The following is an 11,651-nucleotide window of genomic DNA, read 5'->3' on the forward strand; positions in this document are numbered from 1 at the left end:
TGAAAACATACTTTTAAAGCGACGGAAGCCCGTCGCATGAAAAAATCAGTGCACTTCGATACGCTTTCTCTGTGGCGGGTGTCCTTCATGTCTGGGGACAGTCAGAGTCAGAATGCCATCTTTGAAATTCGCATCAATTTCATCTTCTCGAACATCTTCCCCCAGATTAAAACTACGCAGGAATTTTCCATAACGCCGCTCTTGTCGCAGAATTCGACCATCTTTTTCTTCCTTGATCTCGCGATGTACTTCCGCCTCTAGGGTTAAAACCCCATTCTCCAAAGTGATATTGATATCATTCTTACCGACACCGGGCAGTTCGGCACTGATTTCATATTTGTTTTTCCGTTCACTCACGTCGATACGTGGCGAAAAAAATCCCTCCCTTTCACTGCCGATAGCACGGCCAGGTGACAACATCTGCTCAAACATATTATCCAGATCCAGCAGGGAACCTCTGGGTATCAGACTCATACTTACAACCTCCATCTACCACTATGTCGCAAGAGGCGCAAGCTAGATCCACGGATCCGGCTTGCGCCTCTCACATCTTGATTTCATTCTAGGTAATCTCACGCCATCTGGTAGGAATATGTGCCTGCAATAACCATCACAAAAGGCATAAAGACAACTGTGGATATTTAGATTTTATCTATTTAGAAAATCTATAACGCTCTACGAAATGAACCGAAAAGCATCGCAGGCAAATCCCACTCCTCTATCCACAATTAACTCTCCAATATTCTAGAAAATGAAAAAAATTAGATAGTTACCCAATTAAATCCAGACAGATAGTGGATGGCGCTGAAATTAACTAGGATAAGAGAGAGTAAAAGAATGAGGATACGCTCATGGCTTTAGCATGGGTTCTTGTGGCCAACCAATCGCAAGCCAGAATATTTGAAGCACAAAAACGCGCCGGAAACCTCCACGAAATCGAAGCTCTCCTCCACCCTGAATCCCGACTATCGGGCCGCGATCTCGAAAGTGACGCCCCTGGACGCACTTTTGACAGCCGTGGCAAGGGTCGCCACACCATGGGTAATTTTTCCGATCTACGCCATCGCAACGGTGAGAAATTTGCCAGAGAGATTGCTCATACCTTAGAGCGGGGGCGACAGGAGGGACGCTACGAAAAACTTTATATCGTAGCCGAGCCATATATGGTGGGTAACCTACGGGATGCTCTCAAGACACCAACCCGCGCTACCATTGCAGGAGAGACCGGTAAGAATCTGGTAGAAAGCCAACCAGAAGAAATTCGTGCTCAGCTACCCATCTGGCTTTGATTGATTCCTCATTGAGGAAATCTGTTGGGAAGGCGGGGCTGAAAAAACAGCCCCTCAAGCCTTCTTAAATAGCATTCGCCATAAAATTAGCCTGTGCCTCTTAAGTCCCTTTAGAATCACTCAATAGATTCCCAATCAACTGATCCTTATCCTGCCAAAGTTTATACACCCAATGATTAAATTCAGCACGAAATACCTGATCATTCATATAATCAGCCGTAAAAAATTTATCTGGTATGCGAATCTGCTCCACCCGAACGACTACGCGCTTCACTTTTCCCGCAAGGAAATCCGCAAATGATGGGATACCATCTGGGTAGACAATGGTTACATTTAACAGGCGGTTAAGTTGCTCCCCCATACTTTGCATGGCAAAAGCAATACCACCAGACTTGGGCTTGAGCAAATAGTTAAAAGGGGAACCCTGCCTATCATGCTTTTCCTGAGTAAAACGCGTACCTTCCAGGAAATTCATAATACTGGTGGGAATTAATTTAAAGCGCTCACAAGCCTTTTTGGTTGACTCCAGATCTTTGCCGCGCATTTCCGGATGCTTCTCCAAATATGCCTTGCTATAACGCTTCATAAATGGAAAATCCAAAGCCCACCAACAGATACCCATTACAGGAACCTTGATAAGCTCCTGCTTGATAAAAAATTTCAGGAAAGGGATTTTTCGGTTAAAAATTGACTGTAGTACAAAGATATCCACCCAACTCTGGTGATTGGAGGTTACCAAATACCAGCCATCTTTTTTCAGCTCTCCTCCAATTTTCACATCCCACTCTGTCTTTTGAGTAAGTTTCATCCAGCCTTTATTCATGGTAATCCAGGCTTCAGCAATTGACATAAAAATGGATGTGTAGATTTTGCGCAGCGCTGAAAATGGAAAAATCAATCTCACGACAACAAAAAACAAAATGGGAATAAAGCAAAGGATTGTGCTGATGACCAGCAACACCGAAGCCAATATCAACAACACTGCCGAGGGAAGAAAATTTAACATCTTATGCTTCTAAAATAGTGGTAAAAGAGATTCCTAACGGACGCCCGAGAAAACCGTTTTTACATAGTAAACTCTGGCGCCCACATTCTTATTCTTATTCAACAACTCACAGATTCACCAGCCTAGAGGTTAGCCACCTCAATCATCATCGCCGTATACATTTTTAGGTTCAGCCGAAACTGTTCAACGGTAATAAATTCATGTTCTGAATGCCCGGAATAAGCAACTCCAGGCATAGAAGGCCCAAAGCTCACAGCATTAGGTAATAGCTTGGCATTGGTGGAACCACCAATCGCGACCGGCTCAGCCTTTTCCATACCGGTGAAATGACGAAAAACTTCTAGCAAAGGTTTCACGTGAGGAGCATCGTCTACTCGGTAGGGGTTCCCCAAAATCACTTTTGTATCTGCCAATGTGATACCCGAAAGTTCCTGCCACTCGGCCAAGGTAGAGTCAATCTCCTTTTCTAGCTGCGGGGCTGTTTTACCTGTGGGGCGACGCAGGTTGAGGTGGCTGATCAGTCCAGAGTCAGTCTCTTTCACCATGGTGACTGCCGCCGTCATTGGCCCCATAAATGCATCGTGATAAGCGATACTGCCAAACTTCTCAGCCAGGACCCCTGTGCCCACCAAGTCATTCAGATAGCGCACCGTCGCACCAGCGTCATTGGCGGGCCAATCGTAAACACTGAGCGCATCCGCAAGATAGGCGATCGCGTTTACCCCATGTTCAGGCTCTGAGCTGTGGGTAGCCACACCGCGAGCCACTACCTCTAAACTGCCATTACCGCTTTTAAACTCATATGAGACATGCTTGTTCTGAACGGCGCGAGCGCGGATAGCCGAAACTAACTCAGCATTAACATTTCCCAGCAAAGCACGCGCCTCATCCGGCACCTGGCTACGAAAATAGCCACCTGAGAAACTTTTTATGTAAGGCTTATCGAAGTTCGCTGCCAGTACACCAGCAGTGGTGACCTGCACCTCACTCCAGCCCTTCTCGGCAGTCACTACCGGGTAATTAGCGTCGATGGTGATGTTGTAGGAAGGGATTGGATAAGTTTTCAGGAATTCCTTGAGGGGCTCCCAGTCAGACTCTTCCGCCAAATAGATCAGAAGTTCAACCCTGCGCTTCATGGGCACCGCCTGATCCTTAATCGCTTTCATAGCATAAAGGGCCGTAGCGATCGGACCTTTATCATCCTCACTACCACGGGCAATCAGCCTGCCTGGCTCACTTTCCGCATCCAACATAAACGGGCTTTTCTGCCACTTGGCCGGGTTGGCTGGCTGGACATCCCCATGGGTAACAATACCCACTTTCTCAGCCCCCTCACCCAGGGCAATTACCACAACATGGCCGAAATCCTGATACTCCAGCCCCAGCTCCCGAGCCTTATCCTGTAGAGTGTCCTTGAAGCCTGTAAACTCAGGGTTGCGCTCCAAAGGCAGGTCTTCGCGAGCTACCGTTTCAAAGCGTACCAAGCTCGCTAAGGTCTCAGTCATGGCTTCTTCATATTTTTCAACTGCATAGTCAGAAGCCTCCTGTGCCTGAGAAGACACACCAGCGACAACAGGTGCTGACAGGGTTGCAGAGAGAAACAGCGGTAAAAGAGCATTTCGTAACTTCATAAGCACCCCAGGTAAATAAAAGTGCCATTGTACATCTCCAGCCAATGGCATGACCCACCAATTCATCCCAGTCTCTGTGTTAATAATCTCCAGTCACAGTTTCCTGAGCCGAACCTATACCAATGCCTCACTGCTAAACTAATATCCTGGCAATGTAATAGGTGTTCCCAGGCCTCCTCAATCAGCACTACTTTAATATTCCTACAATTGAATAAATCTGGCGATAATTCACGGCTCGATTGGATCATAGCCAGCAAATGTGACTTCACTTATCACTTGCCAAGCCTATAAGCCACTTATAGTGGTTTTTCAGGGTTGCTAAAATTTGGGGAGCTTAACGCGAGGCTGGAGCAGCGCATGACCACGTCCAATGGCAAACATTTCCATCGCAAGCAATGGCTGAGTGTCCAGCAGGCCGTCAGCCACTTGAGCGCCCTAGCAGAGGAACCCCTAACCAGCATCCATCTTGCAGATTTAGCCGAGGAAAAGCTCCTCGATCTCTACTGGTATCGTCCGGGGCAGAAACTGACCTTTCTCAATCGCGAGGGGCAGAGGGAATTGATTGAGCCACTGCGCCTGTGCTCAGAGAACCGCAGTGACTGGCGGGCCCTTGTCGGTATCTTGCGACACAGCCCCGCCCTACCCGCTTATGAGCAAGACACCCCTCTACTCGAGGACGCCGAGGGCAATCGCCTGCGAATCACGTTTGACTATCATCAACGCCCTGAGCCCTTCAGTGGCCGCTGGTACCCTAGCCTGGCAGAGCTGGTATTGAAGCGCAGCGACTTGGAGAGGCTAGAGCCACGGCTGTTCTCCAGCCAGGAAACTGAAGACAAACTGGAGCGGCAGTTAATGCTCGACGTGATCTGGCAGCTTGAACAATTAGCCCTGGACCGCGAACATCACTCCACCAGCTGGCTGGCTGAGCAGCTGGCACAGCGATCTACAGCCCTGGACAGAGGGGCCTGCGAGCGGATTCTTCTTGCCGCAGAACGTGAGGGTAATCGGAGCCGCCACCACTAACAGCACAATTATTGCGCTTTCTGTCTCTTTTATTAGTCACCTGAGCTTAATTGATCTCTCTCGCAAAGATTCCCTTCAGCCATTGGTCATAGACAACAAAAACGATACCCTAGCGCCAAGTTATAATCCGCTAACGGGGTGAGTGCGAATGTAGCCTCTCCAGACCTTCTTCAAGCAGAAAGAAAAACCCTGGCGGGATTCGAGGCTAATCAAATCAGCATACTAAAGCCTCATCAATTTACCCGATCAATAAACACACTTGGAGAAAGAGCTTGCAAGCTCGTAACAACCAAAATAACTACGGCTGGGTCGCGATTATGCTGCACTGGCTAATGGCCCCAGCGATCATAGGCCTCTTTGTGCTCGGCTGGTGGATGCGTCAGCTGTCCTATTATGACCCCTGGTATCAGCAGGCCCCCAGCATCCATAAAGGCATAGGTATTTTGCTATTGATTGCTCTGGTGCTTCGCTTGCTGTGGCGTTCAGTGAATATCACCCCCAGGGCTGCCCCAGGAACGCCTCGCTGGCAAGCACTCACTGCCAGTGGCATACACAACCTCATCTACCTGCTTCTATTGGCCATTATGCTATCGGGTTACCTGATATCGACCGCCGATGGACGCCCCATTGATGTATTCGGTTGGTTTAGCGTAGCGGCTACTATCCAAGGCATTCCCAATCAGGAAGACATTGCCGGGAGCCTTCACGAAATTCTGGCTTGGACTTTGATCATCTTGGTCAGCCTTCACGCCCTGGCGGCATTGAAGCATCATTTTTTCGACAAGGACGTAACACTTCGCAGGATGCTTGGACTATCTGGCATGCCGACCCGTCCGAATAAGCAAAATACAGTTACAACCACAAAAAAGGAAATCTCCCTATGAAGAAGCTCACCGCCCTTCTTTTCGCTGCCCTGCTCGGCACCACAGCCCAAGCGGCGGAATATAAAATCGATACCAAAGGCGCCCATGCCTTCGTCCAGTTTCGCATTAAACACCTGGGATATAGCTGGCTCTATGGACGCTTTGACGATTTCAACGGTTCATTCTTTTATGATGACAAGGCACCGGAAAAATCTACTGTAAACGTCAATATCGACGTAACCAGCCTTAACAGTAATCACGCCGAGCGCGACAAGCACCTGCGCGGTTCCGACTTCCTCCACACGGAAAAATTCCCCACAGCAACCTTCAAAAGCACCAGCTTTGAACCAACAGAAGACGGAAAGGCACTGCTGAAAGGTGAGCTAACCCTACGTGGGGTAACCAAGCCGCTAACTATCGACGTTACCAATATTGGGGGCGGTAAGGACCCCTGGGGTGGCTACCGTCAGGGCTTCAGTGGCACTGCAGAGTTTGATCTGAAGGATTTCGGTATCGACTACAATCTGGGCCCAGCCTCCCAGAAGGTTGAAATGATTCTGGATATTGAAGGCATCCGTATCTAAACCTATTTAGAAACTCTTATTCCTTTGACAGCCCGATTTACAACAAATCGGGCTCCTATCCCTCAAGCACCCATTTAACACCACTTGGCAGAAACTGCCGCAAAAATGGCATTTTTAAGCGCTAGCAGATCCATTAGATTAGTGCCAAATGGCCTACAGCTCCCTAAAACTAATACTTAAAGAATCTCTCAGCTTTAGCTAAATACTGGAGAAAAGACATCTGACAGCTAGCCCAGATGGCAGTAAAGAAACTGTAAGCACTTAAAATTTTAACCAGTTCACAATTAGTAAGCACAAACTATTACGCTACTTTTGACGACAGCAAAGTTTTTCAGTGAAAATAGCAACCATTAGTAGTAGCAGTGATTACAATCATTCCACAGTAGGTATAAAGAACCTCAAACTTATTTACAGCCAGACTCCTAGTGAGCGCCCACTTCTCCCTTAGAGGGGGAAAATAGCCAGACTCTCTTGGCCTTGTAGAGCGAATCTCAAAGAATCTGGACAATAGCACTTGTAGGTTACTTTTATTGCTGCCGAGTGAGCAATCCCATCTGCAGCATTGAACTGCCAACAATTCTGGCAAGCAGCTCTAGCTCAGCGCCCGACGCAACCCGGAGAAAAAGGACAAGATAATGGCTTGCTTACAGCATCCAGATAGGGACCAACCCGTATACCTGATGGCACACCACACCATCGGCCGCCGTCAAGGGGCCGTGGATACCCGTATCACCAGTGCCGAAATCTCTGGTATTCACGCGGCCATTCAGTGGACCGGCACGCATTGGAATATTCGCGATCTTAGTCGCAATGGAACCTGGCTAAATGGCCAGCAACTGGTTCCAGCCAAGAGCTACCCATTGCAAACCGGCGACAAGATCTGTTTCGGGCGAGTCAATAACCCCGCTTGGATTGTCGAGAATCTCGACGCCCCAGAAAACTTGTTGATTGACCTGAAGACTGGTGAAGCCCAGCTATTGGAGCAATACCACCTGCTACCGGACGAGAGCGAGCCCCTCGCCAGCTTGCATTTCAGCCCCGTTACCGCCCAATGGCAATACGAGTTTACCGGTAGCACCGGCGAAGGGGGCAGCAAGAGCATGGTCAATCACGGGGATCGTATTGATTGCGGCCTGCAGAGCTGGCAACTGTTTCTCGCCGACAACCAAGGGGCAACCAAAGAACTCTCTTTACAGCAGTTATCCATTACAGATTTCGGCCTGCGCTTCTCTGTCAGCTCCCACGAGGAACATGTACAACTGCAGCTGCAGCGAGAGGGTATGAAGCAGTCCCTGCCCGCACGCATTCACAACTACCTGCTGCTGTACCTGGCTCGAGCACGCTTCCGTGATATGCAAAACGACATGGATACAGACTCCCAAGGCTGGGTTTCCATCCAGGTAGCCACTCACGAGCTGGGCATCACCGTCAACCACCTGAACACCCAGATTTTCCGCGCACGCAAGCAGATCTCTGAATCCTTGCCAGATGCCGTAGATACCTCAAACTTAGTAGAGCGACGCTCCTGGGAGATCCGCCTGGGCTGTCACCAATTTGAAATCTATAAGGGTACTCAACTGGAAGCAAAGACCGAGCTGCAGGAAGTGTAAGGTCTTATCGCTATTTCTAGCTCAGCAAAGCCGATCTGTACCTATAGCGATCATCCTATAAGTACAGATCTTATGCCATCCCTTCGTCTGCTGTTATAAACAACAAAGCCTTTCCTGCCACATATGACTTTCCATCAGAGTGAACTCATCTCACGGATTCGCGTAGTGAAACTCTCACGCCTCTCCTCTTAAAGTAAAGACTTTTTAGACGTTAGGCAGTCTCTTTTTGCAACCGATAGCAATCCAAATGAAATGGAATAACGTGAACCATTTCCTCTGAAATGGAGACAGATAGCTTCACGAAAATGTACTATCGGGTAGAATCCCCTATCCATCCGAAAAGAACTAAATACAATGGACGTAGTTGCGCTGGAGAAAACTGAGGTATATCAAGGTCGCTATAGGGTAGAGCGCACCCTTGGCGCCGGCGGTATGGGTGTTGTTTATCTGGCTGAAGACGTAAAGCTGGGGCGCAAGGTCGCCATCAAGCAGCTGCGCTCTGATATGACCGGCAACTCTGCCGAAGCCCGTTTTCGCAGCGAAGCGCAATTATTAGCCAGACTGAACCACCCCAACATTGTACGTCTGTACGATGTTCTGGAAGAAGATCATAATATCGCTCTGGTTATGGAGCTGGTTGAAGGGGTTACTCTCAAAGAGTGGATACGCGAACGTACCGCCACGCTAGCTGAGAAACTCGATTTACTGATGCAGATTTGCCAAGGACTCGGCAAAGCCCATTGCCTGGGGATTATCCACCGGGATTTGAAACCCGAAAACATCCTGGTCACTAATGATGGTGTAGCCAAAATCACCGACTTCGGTATCGCCAAAGCCCTCGACTGCGACCAGCAACTCACCAGAGAGGACCATATCGCTGGTAGCGTTCAGGCCATGTCCCCCGAGCAGTTACAAGGCACCAGTCTCGATGCTCGTAGCGATTTATTCAGTCTGGGCAGTATTGCCTATGAATTACTCTGTGGGAGCAAACCCTTTGAGCGAGGTGATAAGAGCGCACTGGCTTTTGCCCAGCAGATTACGAGCAAGCCCCATATTCCGCCGCAACAAGCTTGGCCAGAAATTCCCAAGCCGTTAGCCGCGCTATTAGACCGGCTTTTGGGCAAACGCCCAGAACAGCGGCCAGAATCCGCAGAAAGAGTCTATGAGGCTCTCGAACTGGTGAGAAAGCATGGCATTGATGCGAATACCCAGCAATATTCTGAAACTGTTACTCAGCTTTTAATTAGACCTCGTAGAAAAAGAGGTCTCATTTTAACAACGCTAACGGGAGTGGTCCTTCTTGGGGTATGCGCACTTTGGGGGTGGCGAACGTTTATGCAACTATCACCACAGTATATCGCTGTTCTCCCAGTAGAACTAAGTGGCGAGGTCAATGGTGGTGAAGATGCAAAAGTTCTAATTAAAGCAATGGTTCGCCAAGCTTTACTCAGTGCCCCCTCTCGACTTAAGTCCAGCGCACTAGTCAGCTTTGAAGCAAGAGGGGAATCTAACTTAGATCAACAACTACAAAGCCTCAAAGATAAAGGGGTAACCGACGCCCTTCGCGCCCGCCTGGCTTGCGTGCAAACTCGCTGTAATATCGAGCTTCAAAAAATCCAAGTTGAGGATAACCAAATCAGAGAGCAGGCTAATTTTGTATTTCTCAGCAACGAACCCCAAGAGGCTCAGTATACTATCCGCAATAGTACACTTGAACTTTTCGCCTCTAGTTATCGTAGCGAATCCACTGCAGAAGTAAGAATGAGACCAGCTGATTACAATAGCTACCTTGAGATTCTTGCAAAACGTAGTAAAGCTGAGCCAATGCAATTCTCAGACCTTGACTTAGTTGAAGAATTAATTGCACGGTACCCGAGAAACCTAAACCTCTACTCTCTATATGCATGGGCTGCTTCTAAAAAGTTCATAGCAACCAATAACAGTAAACTTCTCACCAAAGCCTTACGAGTACTCTCAAGTGCAGATGTTTCTAACACAGAACAAGCAGCAATACTTGAGGCTAAACTTTTAATTCAGTCTCTGGGGCTCGATCTAGATGAAGATAGTTTTACCTCAACACTGAAAAGATTGCAGCGAAGAGGATACCCTTCAGCACATATGCTAGCTCAATTCTCCCGCTTTCTATATATGACGGGAGATTACTCTAAGGGGCTAGCTTTTGCAGAACAAGCAGCAGCCTTACATCCATCCTCGCTAAATATGCACCTTATTGCCATTAATCACATGGCGACCGGAGACTACGTATCAACAAGAAAAGTTTTATTAAGCCTGATTAATGAATCTCCAGAATACTGGCCAGCCTATGCTGTGTTAGGGACAATTGAGCTAGAAAGCGGCAATCTAGATCTTGCAGAGAAAGCCATAAAAGCTATTCCCGCCAATGCCCGAAGCTGGCGCACAACCTCCAATCTGGGAATAATTTCCTTTTTTAAAGGAAACTACACTGAAGCACTAAAAGTTTATCAAGATGTCTTAAAGGCCTCTCCAAATAATATTCAAATGCTTGGCCAAATAGCTGAAGTCTATTCAATGCTCTCTGATCAGGCTAACGCAGCAAAATATTATGAAAAAATAATAAACCTTACCAGTAATGCCTCTAGCAACTCTAGCTTAGTCGCTCGGCAATATCGTGCACAGGCTCTAGCTAACTTGGAAGCAACTTCGGACTCGATTGCTTTGATAATGGATTTACTGAGAGAATCGCCAGATGACACCTATGTAAAATACACAGCAGCGCAAGTTTATGCTCTTGCCGGAGAGTGGCAGTCTGCTAATTACCACCTAGAACAATTGCTAGCCCAAGGGATGGGAGAAGAGTGGTTTTCACTCCCCCCATTTCAGCAGCTCTGTGTTCAACCCCAGGCCTCAAAAACTGTGATCAACTCTATTTGTCAAAATTAGAGTTTTTCATCAGTTCTCAGCTGGCGGTAATGGGTCAACCCCTGCTCTCGGGTCACCAGAAACAAAATGCATCCCAGTTACAGGGTCCACACACATCCACAAAAAGTTAAACCGATCCGGGATTCGATCATGGTCTCGGATTTTAATAACCAACTTTGTGTAATCTCCACCTACTTCCCGTGCACGCGCACGGAATTGGTGACGAAAATCGGGAGTTAAAGCGATAATACCGTCCAACTTATGGTCTTGCTTATAGCGAACAAATTCCAACTCACGACCTGGAACTTCAGATAGATCTAAGGTGATCTTTAAGGTAAGTACGCCACCCTTATGGGTTTTGAAAAGCATATTGCCAAAATGCTCCTCCGGATTATCGGCATTAAACAGCGGCCAGTACTGCGGCTCACCATCTTTTTGCTCTCTGGGCCTCAAAACCAGATCCAGCTTCAAGCCCTCTTCAGGTACCTCGCACTCGAGTACGGGTAAATCGGCACAAGTGCTCATCGTTCATCCCCTTGTAAGCATTTGTTATTTGGTGTCATCCTAAGACGTTTTTATTCGTGTAAAATACGTCTGTGACTGCGTCATAATAACCAGTTCAGCTCTGAAAAAAAGCCGGCAGTATAGCCACTGCCGGCCCGGAATGATGGTCCCAACCATCGACGGTTACAACAACACTATCAAGAGCAAAATTTGGCATCCGTGCCTCGGGCAAGCTCATCC

General features: G+C 47.9%; 10 protein-coding genes. 6 read left to right on the forward strand and 4 right to left on the reverse strand.

Annotated features, from left to right (window positions below; all coding sequences use genetic code 11):
* Positions 1-45 precede the first annotated feature (45 nt).
* On the reverse strand, positions 46-474 hold the full coding sequence (locus tag ACJJIJ_RS14855) for an Hsp20/alpha crystallin family protein (RefSeq protein WP_252083320.1): 429 nt from the start codon (positions 472-474) through the stop codon (positions 46-48).
* 377 nt (positions 475-851) lie between these two features.
* Between ACJJIJ_RS14855 and ACJJIJ_RS14860 the strand changes: the two genes are divergently transcribed.
* A complete protein-coding gene (locus ACJJIJ_RS14860) occupies positions 852-1,289 on the forward strand; it encodes a host attachment protein (protein ID WP_444889396.1) in 438 nt (145 codons plus the stop codon).
* 100 nt (positions 1,290-1,389) lie between these two features.
* On the opposite strand, the gene yihG is transcribed toward ACJJIJ_RS14860, so the two are convergent.
* Together yihG and ACJJIJ_RS14870 are read right to left on the reverse strand one after the other, a co-directional pair.
* Positions 1,390-2,295 (reverse strand): 1-acylglycerol-3-phosphate O-acyltransferase, YihG family, encoded by a 906-nt coding sequence (gene yihG, locus ACJJIJ_RS14865; protein ID WP_444889395.1) that lies wholly within the window; start codon positions 2,293-2,295, stop codon positions 1,390-1,392.
* 122 nt (positions 2,296-2,417) lie between these two features.
* A complete protein-coding gene (locus ACJJIJ_RS14870) occupies positions 2,418-3,926 on the reverse strand; it encodes a dipeptidase (protein ID WP_444937760.1) in 1,509 nt (502 codons plus the stop codon).
* Positions 3,927-4,283: 357 nt separating this feature from the next.
* Here ACJJIJ_RS14870 and ACJJIJ_RS14875 point away from each other — a divergent pair, with 357 nt between their 5' ends.
* The 5 genes from ACJJIJ_RS14875 (at position 4,284) to ACJJIJ_RS14895 (ending at position 10,928) form a co-directional block, all read left to right on the forward strand.
* Positions 4,284-4,949: a hypothetical protein gene (locus tag ACJJIJ_RS14875; protein WP_252083324.1), complete on the forward strand. Its 666-nt coding sequence runs from the start codon at positions 4,284-4,286 to the stop codon at positions 4,947-4,949.
* 272 nt (positions 4,950-5,221) lie between these two features.
* Entirely contained in the window at positions 5,222-5,833 is a 612-nt protein-coding gene (locus ACJJIJ_RS14880; protein WP_252083325.1) for a cytochrome b, read from the forward strand.
* Entirely contained in the window at positions 5,830-6,396 is a 567-nt protein-coding gene (locus ACJJIJ_RS14885) for a YceI family protein (RefSeq protein WP_252083326.1), read from the forward strand. The genes ACJJIJ_RS14880 and ACJJIJ_RS14885 overlap by 4 nt, the downstream gene beginning before the upstream one ends.
* A 635-nt stretch (positions 6,397-7,031) precedes the next feature.
* Positions 7,032-8,006 carry an FHA domain-containing protein gene (locus ACJJIJ_RS14890; protein ID WP_444937761.1) on the forward strand — a complete coding sequence of 325 codons (975 nt, stop codon included), beginning with the start codon at positions 7,032-7,034 and terminating at the stop codon, positions 8,004-8,006.
* A 354-nt stretch (positions 8,007-8,360) separates the two neighbouring features.
* Entirely contained in the window at positions 8,361-10,928 is a 2,568-nt protein-coding gene (locus ACJJIJ_RS14895) for a protein kinase domain-containing protein (protein ID WP_444937762.1), read from the forward strand.
* A gap of 9 nt (positions 10,929-10,937) precedes the next feature.
* Here ACJJIJ_RS14895 and ACJJIJ_RS14900 read toward each other — a convergent pair whose 3' ends face one another.
* A complete protein-coding gene (locus ACJJIJ_RS14900) occupies positions 10,938-11,432 on the reverse strand; it encodes a hypothetical protein (protein WP_444937763.1) in 495 nt (164 codons plus the stop codon).
* Positions 11,433-11,651: the final 219 nt, after the last annotated feature.

This window comes from Microbulbifer mixtoriginis (SeqCode), assembly GCF_052467945.1.